Source organism: Lysinibacillus alkalisoli (assembly GCF_014643595.1).
GTDB classification, from domain to species: Bacteria; Bacillota; Bacilli; order Bacillales_A; family Planococcaceae; genus Metalysinibacillus; species Metalysinibacillus alkalisoli.
The window spans coordinates 110047-132256 of sequence record NZ_BMJT01000001.1; the positions used below are offsets into that span (position 1 = coordinate 110047).

The window sequence follows — 22210 nt, forward strand, 5'->3', positions numbered from 1 at the left end:
TGAAAATAAATGTGGTAGTATAGTCTTAGGTCTAAAATGATAGGAGTTGAAATAAATGTTTGTCAAAAACTCAGACCGTTTTCTCTTTGCCTTTAATCGCATTGACCATCGCTTAAAAGAAATCGCAGGCGCTAAAAGTTTTTTACCTTTTTATCGTTTAGTTGACCAATCCAAAAAGAAAGATGCTATCGTACGTAAATATGAAGATGATTTACGAGCATTTGCTGATTTACGTAACGCTATTGTACATCACCGAACGGCTTTAGATTATGTGATTGCAGAACCACATGATGAAATCGTTGATCGTATTGAACAACTTGACATCACGTTATCACGACCTACGCATGTTGGCAAAATGTTTCGAAAGCGAGTGCGTGTTTTTCAGATTCAAGATTCCTTACATAAAGTTTTAAAAACAATACATAATAGACAATATACGCAGTTTCCGATTTATGAGGGTAAGCAGTTTCGAGGGTTATTAACAACAGTGGGCATTACCAACTGGTTTGCTAATCGCATTAACCATGGTAAACTCTCACATAAAATGCCCACGATAGGTGATATTTTGGAGTTTGAGAAGCGACGTGTAAACTATAAATTTATTAGTCGTTACATGACAGTGTATGAAGCGGAAGAATTATTTAAACAAGGTGTAGAGAGTGGCAAACGTTTTGAGGCACTACTCATTACAGAACATGGTAAGAAAGAGCAAAAATTAATCGGCATGATCACACCGTTAGATATTATGAAAATTGAGTAATGTGTCTCTTCTTTTTAAAATAAGAAGCAGTGAAGTGGAAGTAAGTTCCTTCACTGCTTTTTTGTTTATTGTGTAGGGCTTATTTTAGTAGCCGTATTTACTGCATCACTTTGTGTGATTGTTAGCATATTATTGACAAAAGTTATAGTTACACCAATACCTCGAACAAAGAAGGTGTCTAATGAACGGGCATGTAATTGTAAAGGCATTGTAGCAGGTAAGGAAATTGTTAAATGCGTTTCGTCATCTATGAAGACATCAATAGCATGTTCAGGGTGCTCATCCACTTGATAAGTGCCTGTGTAGAGTTGAAGTTGCGAAACAGGTAGTAAAATAGCTTTTTCTAGCTTGGGTTTTTGTGGTGGATTAAAGGACTGCGTGCAGTAGGCGTGTTCAATAGCTTCGCCAAGTGCTAAATCATAGTCTAGGTTTTGTTCTTTATTGCGTAAATAAACGAAGATAAGTTGATGTTGTGGATAAATTTTAAAGGTTGTATTTACACCTGGCCACCCCCCGTTATGCCAAATACACTGACCTAAAACCTCATCTTCAGAAATAATAAAACCATAACCATAACCCATCCCATTTTGTCGAGATTGTTCACTAGGTGTTAGAGCTTTACGTAATAAATCTTTATCCCATAAAGTATTATGTAAAATGGCGAGACCTAATTTGTGTAAGTCAGTCGTGGATGCATAAATATTCCCATCTCCGTGTAAAAAGTTCATACACATAAGAGGTTGTGTTTCTTTAAATTGTTCAGGGGAGATGTGTGCGCCTTGGTATATGTCATAAATATAAGGTTGTGCAATATCGCCTCTCTCTTTTAATATATGCGGAGAACCTACAATGGTATTGTGCATTTGCAAAGGTTGAAAGATAAATTGTTGCAAAAAATCTTCAAAAGACATATTACTTACATGCTCAATAATGAGAGCGAGTAACACATAACCTGTATTACTATATGCCATATTTTCATTACTTTGGAATAGTCGATCTGGTTGATGTGTGATCAATAGTGTGTATATGTCTTGGTTTGTAACATATTCTTTAGTATTATGCGTAGCAACAAGAGCCATATAATCAGGTAAGCCAGCAGTATGTTGTAATAAATTCTCAATGGTAATGTTGGAATACGGGAAATCAGGGAAGATATTTTGAATATTAGTTTGTAAAGAGACGTTGTAGTTTTGTATTAATAAAAGTGTAGCCAAGGCAGTGATTGGTTTTGAGACAGAAGCTAAGTTAAAAAGCGTAGTGTTGTGTAGAGGCTTTTTTGTAGTTATATTACTCTCGCCATAGGCTTGTTGTAATAGTATTTTATGGTCTTGTGCTAGTAGTACATTCCCGTTAAAACGATGAGGTAAGTCTTGTTCAATTTTGCTCCAAATCATGTAAATTCGTCTCCTCTACAATTTGATGTAATTGTGTAAGTATCTCGTTCAACTTTTCTAAATCTTCTATTGGCATTTTACTATAGATTTTATTAATAATGAGGGTGTTGATTTCTTGTTCCCGAGCAAAGTAACGCTCCCCAGCAAGGTCGAGTAGCACCATGATTTCGCGTCTATTTTTAGGGTTAATTTGACGCTGCACATACCGCTCTTTTTCCAAACGTCCAATAATTTGACTAACTGCACTTGCAGAAGTTTCCATAAAATCGGCGAGTTCGCCCATCGTACAAGCCTTATGTTTATGGATATAGTCTAATACCATTGTTTGTTTCAAAGGTAAATCATCAACAAATAGTTGTTGTTGCGCTTTTGTGAGTTGCGCATTCATATCATAATGAAGAAATGAAATGTGTTGAACAAGTTGTTGAAGTTTAGGATTCATTTTAACCACCTTAATATTTAATTCATATAAAGTATGCATTTGTATTACATAAAAGTCAAGTGTAGTATAAGATGACTGAATGAATTTATTTTTTTGGAATAATTTTAGGTGTTATAATGTGCAGAAAAAAGTGTGATATATTATATTATTAATTAGAAATACAAATTGTACATTATAGTAAGATAAGGAGAGTATATTGATATGAAAAAAATAACAGTAGCAGGTAGTGGTGTTTTAGGAAGTCAAATTGCTTATCAAACAGCTTTTCATGGTTATGATGTAACAGTATATGATATTAATGACGCTGCTTTAGAGGCGGCAAAGGAGCGCATTCAAGGTTTGAAACCGCACTATAAAGCAGATTTACAAGCAACAGATGAGCAAGTGAATACCGCTTATGAACGTATTCAATTTAATAGCCATTTGAAAGAAGCTGTGGCAGACGCTGACTTAGTCATTGAGGCGATTCCAGAAGTCGTGAAAATTAAAACGGAATTTTACACAAACTTAGGACAAGTAGCGCCAGCACACACCATTTTTGCAACAAATTCTTCCACATTGTTGCCAAGTCAATTTGCAGAAGCAACAGGTCGTCCTGAGCAGTTTTTAGCGTTACATTTTGCCAATACAATTTGGAAGAATAACACAGCAGAAGTAATGAAACATCCACATACCGATGCTAACGTGTTTGATGAAGTCATTGCCTTTGCTAAATCGATTGGCATGGTTGCACTACCTTTACATAAGGAACAACCAGGCTATATTTTAAACTCATTGTTAGTACCATTCCTAGATGCAGCAGAAATGCTGTTAGTGAAGGAAGTATCTGACCCAGAAACAATAGACAAAACATGGATGATTGGTACAGGTGCACCACTAGGACCATTTGCTATTTTAGATATTGTTGGCATTAATACAGCTTATAACATTGTACAAGCTAAAGCAGAGGCAACAGGTGATGAAACATTGTTGAAATTAGCTAATATGTTAAAAACAGATTATATTGATCAAGGAAAATTAGGGCGTGCAACAGGTCAAGGCTTCTATACGTATCCTAACCCTAATTTTGCTAAACCAGATTTTTTAAAAGCATAAATGTAAAAGAGAAGCGCTAATTTAGCGCTTCTCTTTTTGATGTGTCATATGTTTTTTATAACTTAAACCGTTTGGTGTTGCGATGTTGATACTTGCAATAATAAGTGCAAATACAAAAGCATACAGTGCGAAAGGGCTTTGTTTAATGTTGTATTGTTCAATGATAACATCATTTATAATGAGTAAAACAGTAGCAATTACCACACAGCTTAAGGATACAAAAATGACCGCTATAGGATTAAGCCATTGTTTACGTTGGGTTAAAATCAATAGAAGTACAGCAATGATTAACAAGAGTATAGTGAAATAGACAGGCTGTAACAAAGAAAACATCGGAAATAAATTTTCCATATATTATCCCTCCTAAGTACTAAAACGTTATCGCTTGTGATAAGTTGCAAATAAAAAAGAGGCAGGTTTTGTCCCAGCCTCACTATCTTTTATTTAATTATGATATTTTTTTTACGCAATTTCTCATAAGGTGGAATGTCTTCTGTTTCAATAACTCTACCTTCTACTACATCAACTTCATACATTGTACCATCGTAGGTATATTTAAAAATACCATTGTCAAAATCTGTACCAATTTCTTTAAAGAAAATGCCTTCTAACGTAGGTTGATGCGGGCAAGCAAAGGCTAGATTATGCTCACCATTATTTTCGGTTAAGTAAGCACGTACACCGCGTTCATATAAATCAAAGTCCTCTTCTTCTGTTGGACGTTTAACAGCAACAATATGAAAGTCTACAAAAGGCACTTCTTTTAATAGCACATTCAAGAAAGAGCCCCGCATAATTTCTTCCCAGCGGCTTTGCGCACTTTGACCGACAATGATTTGTGTAATATTTAAATTAGTGGCTACCTCACGTACCACTTTTTGAATAGGGCGACGCTCACGATCTTTGATGATAAAGTCTTCTACTTCTAACTCATCCGCTAAACGCTGCCATGATTTAATATAATTCGTTTTTTCAGGGTCAAACTCTTCAAGAGGCATACTGTCAACGGTTAAAATGTATAATGGACAATCTAACATTGTTGCAATTTTATGACCACGACGAATTAAGCGCTCCCCATTTAATCCATAATAGACACAGACTAAAATGCTCTCATCTAGCCGGCCTTTTAAGTGTTTCACTGTTAAACCCCTCCCTCATATTATTTATATCATTTTAAAAAAAACGCTTTAAATAGAATAAAAAGATACTGTGTTAGTGCAAAGTGTATAATTGTCTTGTATAATTTATAATAGAAATAAAGCGTTATTGTGCGATAATATCAATTCCTCTCATATGGAATATTATTATGCATGCTGTGTTTACGATAGTCAAGTTTCGCAAAAACACAATAAAAAGTCAAATTACGTTTGGAGGCATGTCCTATGTTTATTTCGTTAGCGATTGCGCTACCGTTTATCATAGCTGCCTTGATTCCACTGATTTATAAACATATAAGGCAATGGCATCTTGGTTGGTTCGTATTAGCGGTTCCAGTGGCATTATTTATGTTCTTTATTCGATTTATTCAGCCTGTAGCAACAGGTAAAGTTTTTACTTCCACATATGCGTGGATTCCCTCATTTAACATCAATTTTGTAACGTATTTAGATGGTTTAAGTTTAATTTTTGTTCTATTAATTACAGGTGTCGGTAGTTTAGTCACGCTATATTCCATCTTCTATCTTTCTGAAAAAGAGTCGTTACACCACTTTTATTGTTATTTATTACTCTTCATGGGCGCTATGTTAGGTGTCGTATTATCCGATAATTTAATGGTTTTATATGCATTTTGGGAACTGACAAGTGTATCTTCTTTCTTATTAATTGCATTTTGGCATCATCGTAAAGCTTCGAGAGCTGGTGCAAGAAAGGCAATGGTTATTACCGTTCTTGGAGGCATAAGCATGTTGGCCGGCTTTTTGATGTTAGCACAAATGGCAGATAGCTTTAGCGTAAGAGAAATTGCCGCTATGACATTAACAAATGAAGCGCTATTTATTCCTGCTATGCTTTGTATTTTATTAGGTGCTTTTACAAAATCGGCTCAATTTCCCTTCCATATATGGTTGCCAGATGCTATGGAAGCGCCAACACCTGTTAGTGCATACTTACACTCCGCTACAATGGTTAAAGCAGGTATTTATCTAGTAGCGCGTTTATCACCTGTCTTTGGTGGTTCTGCGGTATGGTTTTGGGTGATAACAGTCATTGGATTAATCACATTATTCTGGGGTTCATTTAATGCAGTGCGTCAAACCGATTTAAAAGCATTGTTAGCCTATTCTACAGTGAGCCAATTAGGCTTGATTATGAGTTTATTCGGTGTAGGGTCTATGGCATATTATTTTGGTTATGCAGATGAACATCTTATCTACACACAAGCCACATTTGCTGCCCTCTTTCATTTAATTAATCACTCTACATTTAAAGGCGCGCTATTCATGATGGTCGGTATTGTTGACCATGAGGTAGGTACGCGTGATATACGCCGTTTAGGTGGCTTGATGGCTATGATGCCAGTGACATTTACAATTGCTATGGCGGGTAGTTTATCCATGGCCGGCTTACCACCATTTAACGGATTTTTGAGTAAAGAAATGTTTTTTAGTGCTATGTTAACGATTAAAAATGTAGATGTCTTTGCGCTATCTAGTATAGGTATATTATTACCTGTTATAGCATGGGTGGCTAGCGTGTTTACATTTATTTATAGCGTGATTTTAGTGACAAAAACATTCTTCGGGAAATTTAAACCAGAGCGCTTAGATAAGCGACCACATGAGGCGCCTTTTGGGATGTTAATTTCACCTTTAATATTGTCTCTTTCTATGTTACTGATATTCTTTTTCCCAAATGTATTGGCGCAATACATTTTAAGCCCCGCAATGCGTAGCATGTATCATGAAGCGCCCATTGAGAAAATTGTACCTCATATTACACCGTGGCACTTTAATACAGAGTTGATGATGACTGTCGGTGTTATTTTAATCGGTCTGTTACTGTATAAATATTTACCGAAATGGCGTCGCGTTTATCAAATTTTTACGCGGGAACGTTCATTTAATGCACTTTATGATGCGAGTATTCAAAAAGCGGAGCAATGGTCAGATCATGTAACGATGCGTTATATGACAGGGAACCTTACGCACTACTTTATGTATATTTACGTATGCTTTGTCACATTAGTTTCAGGTTATTTTATAATAGCAGGGACTTTTTCGTATGACGCTACAATTAATGCGCCTATTGCAAATTATGAGTGGATTATGGTCTTTGTCATTATTTTTGCTGCATTTTATATATTATTCGCTAAGCAGCGTATGACGGCTGTTTTATTAAATAGTGTAATTGGTTATGTCATTGCATTTTTATTTGTCGTATTTAGAGCGCCAGATTTAGCCTTAACACAATTGGTAGTAGAGTCCATTACGACAGTATTATTCCTTGTCTGTTTCCGTTACTTACCTGACTTACAAGCGGGTAAAAAGCGTTCTAAGCGCGCGCGTAAATGGCATGGATTAATTGCGATAGCAACAGGAGCTACGGTTACGATGATAGGACTCGCCGTATTGAATTATGATAAATTTGCCCCTATATCCAGTTACTTTGATGATGCATTGAACTTAGCGGGAGGTGCTAATATTGTCAATACAATATTAGGAGATTTCCGAGCTTTCGATACGATGTTAGAAGTGGTTGTGTTATTTATTGCTGGTTTAGGTGTGTACACGTTAACTAAACTAAAACCAAAGAAGGGGGCAGCTAAAGATGAAAATCAATGACGTCATTCTACGCACAGTCACGAAAGCTGTCATCTTTATTATTTTAACTTTAGGTGTTTATTTATTCTTTGCTGGACATCATTCTCCCGGAGGTGGCTTTATTGGGGGATTAGTATTAGCTTCAGCAATTGTCTTGTTGTATTTAGCTAATGATATTGAGACAGTGCATAAAGGGTTGCCATTTAACTTTAAAAAAGTAGCGGCTATAGGTGTTCTCTTAGCCACAGGCACAGCCATGGTTTCTATTTTCTTTAATCGTCCATTTTTAACGCAAGTGGCTACATATATTGAACTGCCCTTACTAGGAAAGACATCATTTTCTAGTGTTACCTTGTTTGAGGCAGGTGTGGCACTCACAGTGGTCGGTACAGTAGTGACTATTATTTTAAGTATTAGTGAGGAGGAGTAAGTATGGAGACCGTTATGTTAGTTGTAGTTGGCATATTAGTGATGGTAGCCACTTATCTCATACTATCACGCCAAGTATTAAAAGTAATTTTAGGTACAGCCATCTTATCCCACGCTGCTCACGTATTAATTTTAACGCTAGGTGGCTTAAAAAAGGGGAATGTGCCATTAATTGATGATTCGGATGGTCCGTATACAGATGCATTACCTCAAGCTTTGATTTTAACAGCGATTGTTATTAGTTTCGCGGTGACGGCTTTTGTTTTAGTGTTAGCATTTCGTACATATCGTATGAATGGTACAGATGATTTTGAAGCATTGCGAGGTAATATAGATGACTAATATTGTAGTATTACCATTAATTTTACCGATTATTACAGGTATTTTATTAGTATTTTTACGGCATCAGCTCGTATTGCAACGAATTATCGCAGTAGTCACTATGGCGATTGTGTCAATCATCAGTGTCATTATGCTACACCAAGTGTATACTAGCGGCATTATTTATTTAGATTTTAGTGGATGGGCACCGCCATTCGGTATTTTATTTGTAGCAGATAGTTTTGCTTCTTTATTAGTAGTCACTTCTAGTATTGTTACAACATGTATTCTATTGTATGCAACAACGACAATTGAACCAAAGCGTGAAAAAATGTTTTTTTACACTTTCGTATTGTTAATGGTGGCGGGTGTAAACGGCTCCTTTTTAACGGGAGATATTTTTAACTTATTTGTTTGTTTTGAAGTGATGCTCCTAGCTTCATATGCGCTTATTACATTAGGTGGAGAGAAACTACAATTAAGAGAGTCATTAAAGTATGTGTTAATTAATGTTGTCGCTTCATGGATTTTTCTTGTAGCACTAGCTTACTTATATGGCACATTAGGGACGTTAAATATGGCCCATATTGCTCAGCGTGTAGCAGAAGCAGGGCAAGACCCATTATTAACAACCATCTCACTCGTTTTTCTTGTAGTCTTCGCTTTAAAGGCAGGTTTACTATTGTATCAATGGTTACCAACGGCTTATAGTGTGCCACCAACAGCTATTGCAACACTGTTTGCTGCATTATTAACAAAAGTAGGAATCTATGCTTTAATTCGTACCTTCACGTTGATGTTTCCATATGAACCGAGTGTGACGCATCGCATCATTGGGATTATGGCGATCATTACGGTTGTAGGTGGTTGCTTAGGTGCATTAGCAGCAAAAGATATACGCACCATTGCGGTTTATAATGTCGTTATTGGTGTTGGCTTTATTTTAATTGGTTTAGCTACTAACACAGAGCAAGGCTTACAAGGTGCTATTTATTATTTAATGCATGATATGGTTGCAAAGGCACTTTTATTTTTAATTATCGGTACAATGATTGCGTTAACTAGTGAATCGCATATTGATAAGATGAGTGGTTTAATTCGTAATTATCCCTTATTTGGTTGGTTATTTTTCATTGTAATGTGTGCACTTGCGGGTATCCCGCCATTAAGTGGCTTTATAGGTAAAGTATTAATCGGACAGGGCGCGATTGCATCAAGTAGTTATGTCTTATTAATTATTGGCTTTGGCTCTACTATTATTGTTTTATATTCTCTACTGCGCATCTTTTTATCTTGTTTCTTTGGTGAAACCATTATCCCTACTGGTGATGAGACACCTATGAATAAGGTTAATATGGCTGCCATGCTATTATTAGCAGGATGTATCATTTCTTTAGGCTTTGGCGCTGAACTGGTAGCACCATATGTGAAGGATGCCGCAGCTGTTTTAATGAATCCAGATATATATATCAAAGCCATTTTAGCGAATGGAGGGGTGTAAATGGCAGCACAATTTTTATTGAATTTATTTATTGCCATGTTATGGGTACTTCTGAATGATGAAGTGCCACCTCGATTCTCTACTTTTATGACAGGTTTTGTAGTAGGTATTGGGATTTTATATACGTTATATCGTTTTTATGGCACACAATTTTATTTAAAGCGCGTATTTGCTGTGATTCAACTAATTTTTATTTTTAATTGGGAGTTGCTCATGTCGAGTTATACAGTGTTAAAACAAATTATGACGCCCAAGTTAAACATTACACCAGGTATTTTTACGTATGAAACACAACTTGAGACGGATTGGGAGATTACAGCATTAGCATTATTACTAACGTTAACGCCAGGCTCAGTCGTGATGGAAGTAAATCCAGAGGGGGACACGTTTTATATTCATGCTATGGATATTGAAACATCAAAAGATGCTGTACTGCGTTCGATTGGAAAATTTGAACAGGCTATTATGGAGGTGACAAGATGATTCATACATTGTTGTTAGTGGCACTAGCGTTGTTTAGTTTATCCATTGCGATTACATTATATCGTGTTATTAAAGGGCCAACTATGCCAGATAGAGCCATCGCACTTGATACTATAGGTGTTAATCTATTGTCTGCCATTGCCATTGTCTCTATCGTTTTGCAAACGAAAGCCTATTTAGAAGCCATTTTAATTTTAGGTATTTTAGCTTTTATTGGCACGATTGCTTTTACTAAATATATTGAGCGAGGTGTCGTCATTGAGCGCAAATCAGATCGTTGAATGGGGAGCCGTCATTTTAATTTTATTAGGTTCAATTGTCAGTGTAATTAGTGCATTAGGTATGATTCGTTTGCCAGATGTGTATACACGTTCACATGCTGCCACAAAAAGCTCAACACTCTCTGTTTTAACTTGTTTGTTAGGCGCATTTATTTACTTTTGGGTACATGATGGATACGTTAGTATTCGTTTGATTTTAGGTATTTTATTTGTTTTCTTTACAGCACCTGTAGCAGGTCATTTAATTTGTAGAGCTGCTTATCGATCAAAAGTACCTTTAGGAGAAGGCTCAGGAGATGATGAGTTAAAGCCTATATTGTTTCCACAAAAGAGTAATAAAGACTAATTTGGTACCAGATTAGACATAAAAGTCTATCTCATGTCGAATTTTCAGTTAATTCTTGACGAATGTAATTGAAAAAAGAGTGTGGATAATCTATACTGATATGTAAGCTATCTGTAAAAAGTTAGCACGATAGACTTGTTATAAATGAAAGCGCTATCGAATAGATGAGATAGGGGTGTTTATGCATGGCTAAAAAAGATAAAGAAAAGCTAGACAAAAAATTAGCTGAGAAAAAAGTAGCTAAGAAGGCTAAAAAAGCTGAAAAGGCTGAAAAAGCAGCAAAAAAAGACGCTAAAAAAGCAAAAGAAAAAGCGGCTAAAAAAGCAAAAAAAGCTAAAAAGTCGAAGAAATAAGTAAAAAGAAGTGAGGGGTGCAATCCCATCACTTCTTTTTTTATTTTAATAAAACTTGTAAATGATTGAGTAATGCCTCAGCAGTGTAAACCTTCTCGCCACCACCTTGGAATAATTGGTCGCTGCCGCCACCTTTCCCATTGATCTGATGAAAAATAGGTTGTAGTAAACGTAATGAAGTTGTGCAGTTTGCACCTCTTGCTGCAACAAATTGTAGTTTATCTTGATTTTCGCTGGCTAATAATACAACGCTATTAGGTGTTTTGCTAATAACTTGGCGTGCAAGTTTCTGTAAATCCTTCATAAGCATATTATTAAAGTGATGACAGATCAACGGGGCGTCACTAATAAGAGCATTCCCTTGGACTTGGAGCAACTCCTCTTGTAATTGTTGAATGGTTTTTATGTTTTGCTTATTAGCCATTAACAATTTTTCAATGTATGATGTTATTTCTTTTTCAGGAGCGCTTAACGTAGCAGCACTTGTGTGCATAGTTTCTTTCCGCCATTTAAGCTCTTGTAAAATACGCTGACCACAAATAAAATGTACACGCGTCATGTCTTTGATTTTTTCGGTAGCCATAATCTTTAGTAAGGATACTTGACCAGTTGAGGTGGGGTGGGTGCCACCACAGCCATTATAATCAATGTTAGGAATAATAACTAAACGAATATTCTCTTCTACAGTGACTTGTTTACGTAAAGGATATGTCATAGCTTCTTCAGAAGATACCCATTTTATAGTTAAAGCAATATTTTGCATAATAATTTCATTAGCATGTCTTTCCGCTTGTGCTAATTGCTCAGCATTGATACTAGGGGCATCTAAATCAATGGTAACTGTTTCTGTGCCAAGGTGGAAGCTGCAAGTAGCATAATCAAATAACTCTACAAAACTAGCTGTTAAAATATGCTGTCCTAAATGTTGTTGCATATGGTCAAAACGGCGTGCCCAATTAATTTTAGCTTGTACTTGCAGATTGCCTTCGTAGGACTGGGCTAAGTAGTGGCGAATCTCATCATGGACTTTTTCCACTTGCAATACAGGAATATCATTGATCCAACCTGTATCATGCGGTTGCCCACCTCCAGTAGGATAGAATGCAGTTTGTGATAATATGACATAATGACCAAGCGCATCCTGTCCAATATGTTGAATAGTCGCTTCAAATTGTTGTAACATCACATCTTCATAGTAGAGTAAACGTGTCATAACTCGCCTCCTTATTATGTCATCTATTTTAGCATAGTACGATTCATGGTATGATACATTTACTAGAGTTAAGGAGCGAATGCTATGAATATTACGCAATTTTCAGTTGAAGAGATTAAAGATCCAACAAATATTATTGAAGGTGAACGTTATGAATTTTTACTAGATGTTGAGGTAGACGAAGAGGATGAATTATATACAGAAGCAGGAATCGAAGTACGTGCTATTATTGGCAAGGTAGCTGATGACGTGCGCATGTTAAATTATTTTATTATGAATAAGGGAAATAATGAGTATTTTGACTTTGCCTTAGATGAAGATGAGGAACAAATGATTATTGATTTTTGTAAAGAAGAGTTAGCAAAATAAATGAAAGGGGCTTCAGCATTTTCCTATGCCGAAGCCCTTTTTCATGCTTGAATTACTTCTTTTACAACAGCAGACATTGTTTTTCCATCTGTTTTTCCAGCAAGTAAAGGTTTAGCAATTTTCATAGCTTCCCCCATTGGCATCCCACTTGTGACACCAGCTTCAACAAGTAATTGCTTTACATCTTCAACAGAAAGTTGCTCAGGTAAAAAGCTTTGCAATAATACAAGCTTAGCTTCTTCTTGTGCGATTAAATCTTCGCGATTAGCTTGTTTAGCACCATCAAGCGCTTGTTGTGTTTGCTTGATTTCACGATTAACAATTTGTGATTCTTCTACTTCTGTTAGTGCGTCGCCTTTTTCTTTCTCGGCTAAATCTAATTGTGATTTAAGGAGTGTGAGTACGCCTTTTGTTAAAGTATCTTTATTGCGCATGGCTTGTTTTAATTGCTCGAAAACGTCATTTTTTAGCATAAGTGATCTTCCTTTCTGTTATTTAATTGTAGAATTGACTTTCTTTTTTCGCAAGTGTTAGGTTAAATTAAGGTTAATTTTATGTTTTTCGGTAAATGAATGGGTAGAATAAAAATAGAGGTGAGGTTTATGAGTGTATATACAAATTCAATCGTAGTGGCTGCGATATTTACAGTCATTATGTCGTTTATTTTATTCATTCCATGGTTAATTTATACGTATCGAAAATATGGTTTTTTGTCTTTTTCTAAAACTATTGTCGTGTTTTCTTTCTTATTTTATGCGGCATCGGCATTATGTTTAATTTTATTGCCATTACCCCCTACAAGAGATACTTGTGCTATTCAACCGCCAGATACAGTGCATTATAATTTACAGCTCTTTCAGTTTATCAAAGATATTCAGTATAAGAGTGGTATTGTATGGTCACAGCCTTCAACCTGGCGTTATATTCTTCAACAACCTGCTTTTTTTCAAGCCTTTTTTAATTTCTTATTATTAATGCCTTTAGGTGTGTATTTGCGTTATTTCTGGCAAAAGCGAAAGTATGCTGTAGGTGCATTAATTACAGGATTTATCGTGTCGTTATTTTTTGAAATCACACAATATACGGGCGTTTATGGCATTTATAATTGTGCCTATCGTCTGTTTGATGTAGATGATTTATTACTGAATAGTTTAGGTGCTTTTATCGGTTATTTATTAGCACCTATTGTTTTATTAGTATTCCCTTCGCATAAGGATGTGGCGGAAAAAGCCTCTTTATTACAAGAGCAAAACGTTGTGCGACCAGCGATTTTATTATTAGCCTTATTCATTGATTATATGGCGGTAGTGTTGAGCAGTGGTTTATTAAATGCTATTGTACCTAATCATGATTTTATTGCGACAACAGTGGCGATCCTTGTTGTTTTTGGCATAGTACCAATGCTGACAAAAGGTGCAACAATCGGTATGTTAATACTGAATATTAGGGTAGTAAATCAAACAGGAAGTATTACAGTAGCAAATATTTTGCGTCGTTTTTTAGCTGCCTATGTGACTTATTTAATTTTCAAAGGTTTAAGTTATTTAAATCAAGTGATGTTACCAATGGAATCGCCATTTTATAAAGCGCTTATCTTTTTATCCGTAGGTAGTTTTGCGTTATCGTTTATTTTAAGTCTAGCTCTATTCATTCATTTTATTCGCCTTTTACTCGGGGGAGGGCAACGACAGTTATACTTGGATAAATATGCTAAACTATATCCAACAAGACGAAAAAATAGGGGGAAATAACATGAAGTTTGTCATTATTGGGGGAGACGCAGCAGGCATGTCTGCTGCAATGGAAATTGTACGTAATGTAGAATCACCTAATATTACAACTTTAGAACAAACAGCTATTTATTCTTATGGGCAATGTGGTTTACCTTACGTAGTAGATGGTCGTATTCCGTCAACGGATGATTTAATTGCAAGAAGTGTAGACGCTTTTCGAGATAAGTATGCTATCGATGCTCGGATTCACCATCAAGTCACAAATATTGATACAAAAAAGCGAATAGTTTATGGTGATGACTTTGAAGTGCCTTACGATAAATTATTAATTGCTACAGGCGCATCGCCATTAATACCTAACTGGAAAAATCGTCAGCTTAAAGGCATACACACGATTAAAACGATTCCTCAAATGCACGCCTTATTAAAAGATAATGCTCAAGCGCAACATGTGACCGTTATTGGTGGCGGTTATATTGGGCTCGAAATGGCAGAGGTGCTTACAGCAGCAGGAAAACAAGTGACATTAGTGCAAAGAGGGGCACAACTTGCCAATATGCTAGACACAGATATGGTTGATATCGTACACAAGGAAGCAGAGCGTCAAAATGTGATCGTGCGATTAAATACGGAAGTAACAGGTTTTAAGGGCGATGATGTGGTGGAGTATGTCGTAACGAGTCAAGGTGACATTGCAACGGATCTTGTTATTGCAGCGATAGGTGTAGCACCATCAACTGGCTTTGTAGACCAACACATTGCACGCGCTAAGAACGGAGCTATTATTGTAGATGCACATATGCAAACATCAGTTGAAAATGTGTATGCAGCAGGTGATTGTGCTACTCATTACAATAGAATAAAAGCACAGAATGACTATATCCCATTAGGTACGACTGCCAATAAGCAAGGACGCATTGCTGGCTTGAATATGGCTGGCAAATTTGCAAGGTTTAAAGGGGTAGTAGGCACATCTATTTTAAAGTTTTTTGATTATACGATAGGTGTTACAGGCTTAAATGAAAAAGCAGCAAAGGCACTTCACATACCTTATGTTGTCTACCAATATGAAGGCAATCATATCGCAAGTTATTATCCTAATGTAAAGCCCTTGCAAATTAAGATGCTCGTACATCAACATACAGAGCGCATACTGGGTGTACAGATTATTGGTGAAGTAGGTGTTGATAAACGTATTGATGTTGTAGCGACAGCCCTATCCAATCAGATGACGCTATCAGATTTACTAGATTTAGATTTAGCATATGCCCCACCATTTAATGGTGTGTGGGATGCTTTACAACATGTGGCAAAGCGCAATAGTAAAATAGATTAATCCATTATGTAGTTGTTGGGGACAGTCATGTTCTCAGCAACTTTTTTTATTAAGGTTAATGTAAGGTTAACACAAAGATGATGTAAGTTACGCACGGTATAGTAAAACTAATAATAAAACAAAAGAAGGATGGAATATATTATGCAACCACTATTAAAAGTGAACAACGTGAATAAAACGTATGGCAAAGGTACACAAGTTTTTAAGGCACTTCAAAATATTTCATTTACAGTTGATGAGGGTGAGTTCATTGGCGTTATGGGGCCTTCAGGTGCGGGTAAATCAACACTCTTAAATGTACTAGCTACAATTGATAACCCAACCAGTGGTGATATTTTTATCGGCAGTGATAATGTGGCAAAGATGAAAGATAAGGCATTGGCAGATTTTAGACGTGATCATTTAGGTTTCATCTTCCAAGATTATAACTTGCTAGATTCTTTAACAGTGCGCGAAAATATCGTATTGCCACTAGCTATTGCTAAAACGCCAGTGAAGGAGATCGATGAGCGTGTCAACCGTATTGCAGAGACATTTGGCATTAAAGACTTACTGAGTAAATATCCTTATCAAATATCAGGTGGGCAAAAACAACGTACAGCATCATCACGTGCATTAGTAACAACACCTAAAATTATATTTGCAGATGAACCTACAGGTGCGCTTGATTCTAAATCAGCAACCGATTTACTTGAGAGTTTAAGCCGCTTAAATGAAACAGAACAGTCTACTATTATGATGGTAACGCATGATGCATATGCGGCAAGTTTTTGCCAACGTATTATTTTTATTCAAGATGGTAAATTGTCAAAAGAAGTGATGAGAGGTACACAAACACGCAAACAATTTTTCCAACAAATCTTACAAGTGCTAGCTAGCATTGGGGGCGAAGTAAATGATGTTATTTGATTTAGCCCGAAAAAATCTACAACGTAATTTTTCAAGTTATTTTCTTTATATTGCCTCCATGGTATTTAGCATCGTTATTTACTTTACATTTGTGACATTAAAATATAATGATGATATTGAAAAGATGACAGGAACTTCTCAAAAAATATCAAGTATTATGAGTGGCTCGGCAGTCGTTTTGTTATTCTTTATTGTCGTTTTTATTGCGTATTCCAATTCATTCTTTATGAAGAAGCGTAAAAAAGAAGTTGCTTTATATTCGTTATTAGGCGTGCGTAAGCAGCAAATTGGTTTTATGTTATTCTTTGAAAATTTATTTATTGGTATTGTGTCGTTGATTGCAGGGATTGGGATTGGTTTTTTAATGTCCAAAGTATTATTAACCATACTCATTCGCTTGATGGGATATAGTTTAACAGCAGGTTTTACATTTTCTATGCCAGCAGTTATTAATACAATCATTGTCTTTAGTATTTTATTTTTATTTACTTCTTTACAAGGTTACCGTGTGATTTACCAATTTAAATTAATTGACTTATTCCATGCTGAAAAGCAAGGAGAAGCGATGCCAAAAGCTTCTATCATTTCTGCTATTATTGGTACAGCAAGTATTGCAACAGGCTATTACTTTGCATTAGCAGACATTATGACAAGTACAGCTTGGCGTATTATTGGTATTGCGATGCCGATTGTTATTATTGGTCTGACAATTTTCGGTACGTATTTATTATTCCATAGTGTAAGCGTCTTTCTATTACAAGCGATGAAAAAAATACACCGTTATGCATGGAAAAATTTAAATCTGATTACGACTTCTCAACTATTGTATCGCATTCGTGGCAACGCCAAGTCATTAACAGTGATTGCGGTGCTAAGTGCTACTACTATTACAGCAGGTGGTGCGGTATTTGGCCTTTACTATAATATTAGTAAGACAACTACAACATCAACCCCCATTACATTTATGTGGAAAGGTGAAGCTTTAGATGTACCAGAGGTAGATTATCATAACACCTTGACATTAAAAGATGTGACATTAACAAACGCAGATGCAGAATATAATTATATGTTTATGTCACTGAGCGACTATAATAAGCTAGCAGTGCAACAAGGTAAGCAAGAAATGGCAAGCATTAAAGAAGGACAGAGTGTGCTACTTGACCCATTTTTTGATGAGCGATTTTCGAATAAAGTAAAAGGTGAGACATATACAACAGCAGATACACAACTCCAAGTGGCTGAACAATATGAGTATGGTGTTACGAATATTGGTACAACAGGCAATATAATGATTGTGGCTGACAGCACATTTGAAACATTGCAAGGAGAAGCCATTCTGACACAAATGTATCAAGTGAAAGAGGAAGCCGATCAATTACAAATCTCACGTGATTTAGAAAAGCGCATTACAGAACAACAACAAGCATTCACAAGTCACCCAGCCGATTTTGAGCAATCGATGTCTGGAGCGGGGGCTATGTTATTTGTAGGTAGCTTTTTAGGTTTAGTCTTTTTAACGGCTACAGGTAGTATCATTTACTTTAAAGTCATATCAGAGGCAGAGGCAGATAAAGATAAATACACGATTCTTTATAAGATCGGTGTTAACGATCAACAAATGTTAAAAACAATTGCAACACAAGTAGCTATTATCTTCGGCGCACCATTAATCGTTGGGATTACGCATGCGAGCGTCGCCTTGCTTGGCTTCTCTAACTTGCTAGGCATGTCTATTACAAAACCTGTGTTACTATGGATGGCAGCATATACCTTGATTTATGTACTGTATTATATCTTTACCACACGTGCATTCTATAAAATCGTGAAAAACGCTAGGAGGAACATATAATGAAAAAAATGATGATTGCTTTAGTCATATTATTAGTTGTTGTCGTCGGTGGCCTTGCTACATTGCGTTTTGTGAATTTTAATCATTTAGGTGCAGAGCAATATTATGTGAAAATTACTGCAGATGGTGCTATTGAGAAAGAAACATTAGATAATGGTAAAGTTTATGAAACATATTGGTATAAAGCATATAAGGCATATAATGAAGAAGGTAAAGAAATTAGTGTGGATTTTTCAGCACAAAAGAATTTACGCCACGATGCTTATTTAAGAGTATATTACAAGGAATCAAAAGGTATTACCTCTTATGAAGAAGTACAAGAAAACGAAGTGCCTAAAAAAGCATTAGAACAATTATAAGAAAAAGAGTAGCTCAATAAGGACTGAGCTACTCTTTTTTACGTATTTAAAAGTAGGATAAATGATAATGGTCAGCAAGTTGTTTTAACATATGCATACTAGCGACACTATTTCCTACATCATCAATCGCAGGTGAAAATAAACCAATACCAATAGCCCCGTGATGCCCCTCAATCGTCGCATCTTTTAAGCAAGCTAAGACGCCACCAGAGACACCACTTTTGGCAGGGATGCCAATAAAGGCAGCTACTTTGCCTGAAGCATTATACATGCCACAAGTCATCATTAACGCTTTTGTGATTTTAAGGATATGAGGTGAGATAAAGGGCGCTCCCTCACCATCTGTTGCTAAAAACAAACCCATTTTCGCTAAATCTTGTGTGGTAACTTCAATTGAGCAGAGTAATAAATAAGCTTTAAGTGCTGTCTCTACATCGCCTACAATAAAACCATTTGCTTTCAGGTGGTAGGCAATGGCACGGTTGCGATGTGCCGTATCAAACTCAGATAAAAACACTTCGCCATTAATGGATGGGCGTTTGTGTAAAAGCTGTTCTAAAAAATCGAGTACGGTATCTACTTTTTCATTAGGGGTAGTGCCATGAAGCAAAGAAGCAATAGTGATTGCTCCTGCATTAATCATAGGGTTAAATGGCTTGCCAGGTTTAGAACTTTCTAAACGAATCATGGAGTTAAACGCATCACCTGTTGGTTCTAAGTCAACGTAATGCATGACTTCTTCTACACCTCTTGCCTCGGTTGCTACCATAAAGCTAATCACTTTCACAATGCTTTGTAGGGTAAAACGCTCAGTGCTATCTCCAAGCTGTGTGGTAAGTTGTTGACTAGCAATACTCACTGCAAAAAGTTGCGCATTTGCTTTGGCTAGCGCTGGGATATAGTCAGCAGGGCTACCTTGTTGGCAAGTTGACAAAGCATCCTCATAAAGTTGTTGTAATTTATTTGTTAATTCCTGTTGCATGGTTGGTTACCTCCACTCTTGTCACTCATACTATAAGCCACTTTATCGTAAAAATAAATCATAAAATGAGGTACATTATGATAAAGAATAAAAATACGTGGCATAAGTGAAAGTTTAGTCGATTTTCATGGCTAACAAGTAACAGTACGTTAACTAAATGATGCGCATTTATGCATTACGTAACGATCAATTGTGGTAATAAAATATGCACAGTAGTACCTTCATTGACGATAGATGTCATCCAAACCTCGCCATGATGAGCTATGATAATGTCTCGAGCGATAGCCGTACCTAAACCTGTGCCATCTGTATGTGCGGTGCTCGTGCCACGATAATAGCGTTCAAAAATGTGGTCTAAGTCTTCTTCTTCAATACCTTTGCCATTATCTTGAATTTTAATATACAACTCATGTTGTTCTACCGTTATAGCAATGGTAAGTTCCACATCTTCATCATTGTGACGCAGTGCGTTATATATAAAGTTATACATAGCACGTTCCATAAAATGGCGGTCAATTTCACTGTATAAGTTCTCTGTAGAAGGCATAAAATGAATGGTAGTATGCTCATATTTTGGTTCATTTAATAACTGAATCACCATCTCACGCAAAAAAGTAACCATATTTGTTTGCTGCAGTTGCAAAGGCAGTTGCTGGTTTCGGAGTCGCATTGTCAGGTTTAGGTCTTCTAATAAGTCATTCATATGCATGGATTGTTTTTCAATAATGCCCGCATAGCTTTTTAGTTCTTGTTTAGTGCTTGTCTCATCTTGCATAATCTCCGCATATCCTCTAATCGAGGCAAGTGGTGTTTTCATATCATGGGAAACATTACTAATCCATTCTTCTCTCATTTTTTCTAATTGTGCGCGTTCTTTTTCTTGCATAGCAAGGGCATTTGATACTTCACTCAAGTTATGAAAGACTTCACCATACAATCCTTTACGAGGTTGAATAGTAGTAAACTCACGATTACGTAAATTTTGAATATGATTTAAAATTTGTGATAAAGGTTTAGTTAAACTGCGTCCAAAGAAAAAGGCAATAATAATGGTAATAAGAATATCAGCAATAATAATATAAAGTGTGTAGGAGCTAATCCATCCAAAAGTTTGTTTTAAGTTCCAAACGCCGACATAACGAAATGTTTCAGGGTCTTGAATATTAATAATGTAAGAAATATCATCCTTAAAATAAACGTAACTGGTATAGCCTTTACCCTCACTATAACGATACTTATTAACAAGCTCTACAGGTGAATAATGTGTAGGGGCTTCGGGTGGTGCAAATGTGTGACTAATCACGTTACCATTTGTATCTAAAAATTCAATCCAAGCATTAGCCTCACGTAACTTCTCTACACCTTGGTCACTCAATAAAGGTTTCCCTTCTTTGATACTAATATTTTCTTCAAAAGAGCGAGTAAAGTTTTCAGGAGAATTAGTGATCTTAGCGGGGTAGTCACGTGTTACCACCGCAGTGGCTATTAAAATAATAATATTAGCAATTAATACAATGACTACGATGATGACAACAGATAGTAAAAAACGGCCAGTTAGTTTCCATTTCATAAAAGTTGTCCTAGGCTATAAATTTATAGCCAAGTCCTTTCACTGTAATGATATGCGTAGGGCGTGAGGGGTCATTTTCGATTTTTTCACGCAAACGGCGAATATGTACCATCATTGTATTGTCAGCACCAAAATAATCTTCTCCCCAAACGCGCTCGAATAAGGACTCTTTACTTAAAATACGATTAGGATTACGCATAAAGGCAGCCATTAAGCCAACTTCTTTAGCAGTTAACTCTAATAAGGTATCATTTAGATAAATTTCGGTCTCGTCTTGATTCATTTTAAAATCGCCCACTGTAATCCAAGTTGCTGCTGGTATTGTGTACTCTGCGCGGCGCAGTTGGGCTTTCACGCGATAGGCAACTTCTTTTGGGCTAAAAGGTTTTGAAATATAGTCATCGCCTCCTATAGCAAGCCCTACTAGTTTATCGACTTCTTCTGTTTTAGCAGACATAAATAAAATAGGGATATGGGATGTTTGACGAATCACCTTGCATAACTCATAACCTTCACCATCAGGGAGCATTACATCAAGTAAGACAAGGTCTGGATTGTAATCATGAAACGCTTTTTCAGCGGTTTGTAAGGTATGGGTGGCTAATGTTTGTGTTAAGCCTTCTTTACGTAATGTCACTGTAAGTAAATTAGCTAAGTCAATTTCATCTTCAACAATTAAAATTTTAGGTTCTCTCATATATGCCCTTCCTTTCGTATGTATGGT

The 22210-nt window shown here is 36.2% G+C and carries 25 protein-coding genes; 16 read left to right on the forward strand and 9 right to left on the reverse strand.

Translation table 11 applies throughout. The features are described from left to right. Positions 1-55 precede the first annotated feature (55 nt). Positions 56-760, forward strand: coding sequence for a hypothetical protein (locus IEW44_RS00470; RefSeq protein WP_188613050.1), 705 nt, complete (start codon positions 56-58; stop codon positions 758-760). Positions 761-825: 65 nt separating this feature from the next. On the opposite strand, the gene IEW44_RS00475 is transcribed toward IEW44_RS00470, so the two are convergent. Beyond that, positions 826-2154: a serine hydrolase domain-containing protein gene (locus tag IEW44_RS00475; protein WP_188613051.1), complete on the reverse strand. Its 1329-nt coding sequence runs from the start codon at positions 2152-2154 to the stop codon at positions 826-828. Continuing rightward, positions 2135-2596, reverse strand: a complete 462-nt coding sequence (locus IEW44_RS00480) for a MarR family winged helix-turn-helix transcriptional regulator (RefSeq protein ID WP_188613052.1) — start codon at positions 2594-2596, stop codon at positions 2135-2137. The genes IEW44_RS00475 and IEW44_RS00480 overlap by 20 nt, the downstream gene beginning before the upstream one ends. A 201-nt stretch (positions 2597-2797) precedes the next feature. Between IEW44_RS00480 and IEW44_RS00485 the strand changes: the two genes are divergently transcribed. Beyond that, positions 2798-3691 carry a 3-hydroxyacyl-CoA dehydrogenase gene (locus IEW44_RS00485; protein ID WP_373286116.1) on the forward strand — a complete coding sequence of 298 codons (894 nt, stop codon included), beginning with the start codon at positions 2798-2800 and terminating at the stop codon, positions 3689-3691. A gap of 21 nt (positions 3692-3712) precedes the next feature. Here the strand turns inward: IEW44_RS00485 and IEW44_RS00490 are convergent, their stop codons facing one another. Together IEW44_RS00490 and IEW44_RS00495 are read right to left on the reverse strand one after the other, a co-directional pair. Continuing rightward, a complete protein-coding gene (locus IEW44_RS00490; RefSeq protein ID WP_188613053.1) occupies positions 3713-4042 on the reverse strand; it encodes a hypothetical protein in 330 nt (109 codons plus the stop codon). An 89-nt stretch (positions 4043-4131) separates the two neighbouring features. Continuing rightward, positions 4132-4830: an adenine nucleotide alpha hydrolase family protein gene (locus IEW44_RS00495; protein ID WP_188613054.1), complete on the reverse strand. Its 699-nt coding sequence runs from the start codon at positions 4828-4830 to the stop codon at positions 4132-4134. Between the two features lie 243 nt (positions 4831-5073). Between IEW44_RS00495 and IEW44_RS00500 the strand changes: the two genes are divergently transcribed. From IEW44_RS00500 to IEW44_RS00535, 8 genes are all read left to right on the forward strand, one after another. Then, a complete protein-coding gene (locus IEW44_RS00500) occupies positions 5074-7473 on the forward strand; it encodes a Na+/H+ antiporter subunit A (protein WP_188613055.1) in 2400 nt (799 codons plus the stop codon). Beyond that, a complete protein-coding gene (locus IEW44_RS00505) occupies positions 7460-7882 on the forward strand; it encodes a Na(+)/H(+) antiporter subunit B (protein ID WP_188613056.1) in 423 nt (140 codons plus the stop codon). The genes IEW44_RS00500 and IEW44_RS00505 overlap by 14 nt, the downstream gene beginning before the upstream one ends. 2 nt (positions 7883-7884) lie before the next feature. Further along, complete coding sequence (locus IEW44_RS00510) at positions 7885-8223, forward strand: Na(+)/H(+) antiporter subunit C (RefSeq protein WP_188613057.1); 339 nt, start codon at positions 7885-7887, stop codon at positions 8221-8223. Continuing rightward, positions 8216-9703, forward strand: coding sequence for a Na+/H+ antiporter subunit D (locus IEW44_RS00515; protein WP_188613058.1), 1488 nt, complete (start codon positions 8216-8218; stop codon positions 9701-9703). Before IEW44_RS00510 ends, IEW44_RS00515 begins: the two co-directional genes overlap by 8 nt. After that, on the forward strand, positions 9704-10186 hold the full coding sequence (locus tag IEW44_RS00520) for a Na+/H+ antiporter subunit E (RefSeq protein WP_188613059.1): 483 nt from the start codon (positions 9704-9706) through the stop codon (positions 10184-10186). Next, positions 10183-10467, forward strand: coding sequence for a Na(+)/H(+) antiporter subunit F1 (locus tag IEW44_RS00525; protein ID WP_188613060.1), 285 nt, complete (start codon positions 10183-10185; stop codon positions 10465-10467). Before IEW44_RS00520 ends, IEW44_RS00525 begins: the two co-directional genes overlap by 4 nt. Then, positions 10445-10813, forward strand: coding sequence for a Na+/H+ antiporter subunit G (locus IEW44_RS00530; protein WP_188613061.1), 369 nt, complete (start codon positions 10445-10447; stop codon positions 10811-10813). The genes IEW44_RS00525 and IEW44_RS00530 overlap by 23 nt, the downstream gene beginning before the upstream one ends. A gap of 185 nt (positions 10814-10998) precedes the next feature. Further along, positions 10999-11166 (forward strand): hypothetical protein, encoded by a 168-nt coding sequence (locus IEW44_RS00535; RefSeq protein ID WP_188613062.1) that lies wholly within the window; start codon positions 10999-11001, stop codon positions 11164-11166. Positions 11167-11206: 40 nt separating this feature from the next. On the opposite strand, the gene IEW44_RS00540 is transcribed toward IEW44_RS00535, so the two are convergent. After that, positions 11207-12379: an alanyl-tRNA editing protein gene (locus IEW44_RS00540; RefSeq protein WP_188613063.1), complete on the reverse strand. Its 1173-nt coding sequence runs from the start codon at positions 12377-12379 to the stop codon at positions 11207-11209. An 84-nt stretch (positions 12380-12463) separates the two neighbouring features. Here IEW44_RS00540 and IEW44_RS00545 point away from each other — a divergent pair, with 84 nt between their 5' ends. Next, positions 12464-12748: a DUF6509 family protein gene (locus tag IEW44_RS00545; protein ID WP_188613064.1), complete on the forward strand. Its 285-nt coding sequence runs from the start codon at positions 12464-12466 to the stop codon at positions 12746-12748. A gap of 41 nt (positions 12749-12789) precedes the next feature. Here the strand turns inward: IEW44_RS00545 and IEW44_RS00550 are convergent, their stop codons facing one another. Then, positions 12790-13221, reverse strand: coding sequence for a GatB/YqeY domain-containing protein (locus tag IEW44_RS00550; protein ID WP_188613065.1), 432 nt, complete (start codon positions 13219-13221; stop codon positions 12790-12792). A gap of 129 nt (positions 13222-13350) precedes the next feature. Between IEW44_RS00550 and IEW44_RS00555 the strand changes: the two genes are divergently transcribed. The 5 genes from IEW44_RS00555 (at position 13351) to IEW44_RS00575 (ending at position 18934) form a co-directional block, all read left to right on the forward strand. Beyond that, positions 13351-14499, forward strand: a complete 1149-nt coding sequence (locus IEW44_RS00555; RefSeq protein WP_188613066.1) for a VanZ family protein — start codon at positions 13351-13353, stop codon at positions 14497-14499. A gap of 1 nt (position 14500) precedes the next feature. Continuing rightward, positions 14501-15817, forward strand: coding sequence for an FAD-dependent oxidoreductase (locus tag IEW44_RS00560; RefSeq protein ID WP_188613067.1), 1317 nt, complete (start codon positions 14501-14503; stop codon positions 15815-15817). 141 nt (positions 15818-15958) lie between these two features. Further along, entirely contained in the window at positions 15959-16726 is a 768-nt protein-coding gene (locus tag IEW44_RS00565) for an ABC transporter ATP-binding protein (protein WP_188613068.1), read from the forward strand. Beyond that, a complete protein-coding gene (locus IEW44_RS00570) occupies positions 16713-18575 on the forward strand; it encodes an FtsX-like permease family protein (RefSeq protein ID WP_188613069.1) in 1863 nt (620 codons plus the stop codon). Before IEW44_RS00565 ends, IEW44_RS00570 begins: the two co-directional genes overlap by 14 nt. Beyond that, positions 18575-18934: a YxeA family protein gene (locus tag IEW44_RS00575; protein WP_188613070.1), complete on the forward strand. Its 360-nt coding sequence runs from the start codon at positions 18575-18577 to the stop codon at positions 18932-18934. Before IEW44_RS00570 ends, IEW44_RS00575 begins: the two co-directional genes overlap by 1 nt. A 46-nt stretch (positions 18935-18980) precedes the next feature. Here the strand turns inward: IEW44_RS00575 and glsA are convergent, their stop codons facing one another. From glsA to IEW44_RS00590, 3 genes are all read right to left on the reverse strand, one after another. Further along, positions 18981-19916 carry a glutaminase A gene (gene glsA, locus IEW44_RS00580; protein ID WP_188613071.1) on the reverse strand — a complete coding sequence of 312 codons (936 nt, stop codon included), beginning with the start codon at positions 19914-19916 and terminating at the stop codon, positions 18981-18983. A 175-nt stretch (positions 19917-20091) separates the two neighbouring features. Further along, the gene (locus IEW44_RS00585; RefSeq protein WP_188613072.1) at positions 20092-21486 is read right to left on the reverse strand and encodes a sensor histidine kinase; all 1395 of its coding nucleotides are present in this window, start codon (positions 21484-21486) and stop codon (positions 20092-20094) included. 10 nt (positions 21487-21496) lie between these two features. After that, positions 21497-22183 carry a response regulator transcription factor gene (locus IEW44_RS00590; RefSeq protein WP_188613073.1) on the reverse strand — a complete coding sequence of 229 codons (687 nt, stop codon included), beginning with the start codon at positions 22181-22183 and terminating at the stop codon, positions 21497-21499. Positions 22184-22210: the final 27 nt, after the last annotated feature.

Bases quoted from the DNA above. Each gene is read 5' to 3' on its own strand.
- IEW44_RS00470 (WP_188613050.1), top strand. From the start codon at position 56: ATGTTTGTCAAAAACTCAGACCGTTTTCTCTTTGCCTTTAATCGCATT.
- IEW44_RS00475 (WP_188613051.1), bottom strand. From the start codon at position 2,154: ATGATTTGGAGCAAAATTGAACAAGACTTACCTCATCGTTTTAACGGG.
- IEW44_RS00480 (WP_188613052.1), bottom strand. From the start codon at position 2,596: ATGAATCCTAAACTTCAACAACTTGTTCAACACATTTCATTTCTTCAT.
- IEW44_RS00485 (WP_373286116.1), top strand. From the start codon at position 2,798: ATGAAAAAAATAACAGTAGCAGGTAGTGGTGTTTTAGGAAGTCAAATT.
- IEW44_RS00490 (WP_188613053.1), bottom strand. From the start codon at position 4,042: ATGGAAAATTTATTTCCGATGTTTTCTTTGTTACAGCCTGTCTATTTC.
- IEW44_RS00500 (WP_188613055.1), top strand. From the start codon at position 5,074: ATGTTTATTTCGTTAGCGATTGCGCTACCGTTTATCATAGCTGCCTTG.
- IEW44_RS00505 (WP_188613056.1), top strand. From the start codon at position 7,460: ATGAAAATCAATGACGTCATTCTACGCACAGTCACGAAAGCTGTCATC.
- IEW44_RS00510 (WP_188613057.1), top strand. From the start codon at position 7,885: ATGGAGACCGTTATGTTAGTTGTAGTTGGCATATTAGTGATGGTAGCC.
- IEW44_RS00515 (WP_188613058.1), top strand. From the start codon at position 8,216: ATGACTAATATTGTAGTATTACCATTAATTTTACCGATTATTACAGGT.
- IEW44_RS00520 (WP_188613059.1), top strand. From the start codon at position 9,704: ATGGCAGCACAATTTTTATTGAATTTATTTATTGCCATGTTATGGGTA.
- IEW44_RS00525 (WP_188613060.1), top strand. From the start codon at position 10,183: ATGATTCATACATTGTTGTTAGTGGCACTAGCGTTGTTTAGTTTATCC.
- IEW44_RS00535 (WP_188613062.1), top strand. From the start codon at position 10,999: ATGGCTAAAAAAGATAAAGAAAAGCTAGACAAAAAATTAGCTGAGAAA.
- IEW44_RS00540 (WP_188613063.1), bottom strand. From the start codon at position 12,379: ATGACACGTTTACTCTACTATGAAGATGTGATGTTACAACAATTTGAA.
- IEW44_RS00545 (WP_188613064.1), top strand. From the start codon at position 12,464: ATGAATATTACGCAATTTTCAGTTGAAGAGATTAAAGATCCAACAAAT.
- IEW44_RS00550 (WP_188613065.1), bottom strand. From the start codon at position 13,221: ATGCTAAAAAATGACGTTTTCGAGCAATTAAAACAAGCCATGCGCAAT.
- IEW44_RS00555 (WP_188613066.1), top strand. From the start codon at position 13,351: ATGAGTGTATATACAAATTCAATCGTAGTGGCTGCGATATTTACAGTC.
- IEW44_RS00560 (WP_188613067.1), top strand. From the start codon at position 14,501: ATGAAGTTTGTCATTATTGGGGGAGACGCAGCAGGCATGTCTGCTGCA.
- IEW44_RS00565 (WP_188613068.1), top strand. From the start codon at position 15,959: ATGCAACCACTATTAAAAGTGAACAACGTGAATAAAACGTATGGCAAA.
- IEW44_RS00570 (WP_188613069.1), top strand. From the start codon at position 16,713: ATGATGTTATTTGATTTAGCCCGAAAAAATCTACAACGTAATTTTTCA.
- IEW44_RS00575 (WP_188613070.1), top strand. From the start codon at position 18,575: ATGAAAAAAATGATGATTGCTTTAGTCATATTATTAGTTGTTGTCGTC.
- glsA (WP_188613071.1), bottom strand. From the start codon at position 19,916: ATGCAACAGGAATTAACAAATAAATTACAACAACTTTATGAGGATGCT.
- IEW44_RS00585 (WP_188613072.1), bottom strand. From the start codon at position 21,486: ATGAAATGGAAACTAACTGGCCGTTTTTTACTATCTGTTGTCATCATC.
- IEW44_RS00590 (WP_188613073.1), bottom strand. From the start codon at position 22,183: ATGAGAGAACCTAAAATTTTAATTGTTGAAGATGAAATTGACTTAGCT.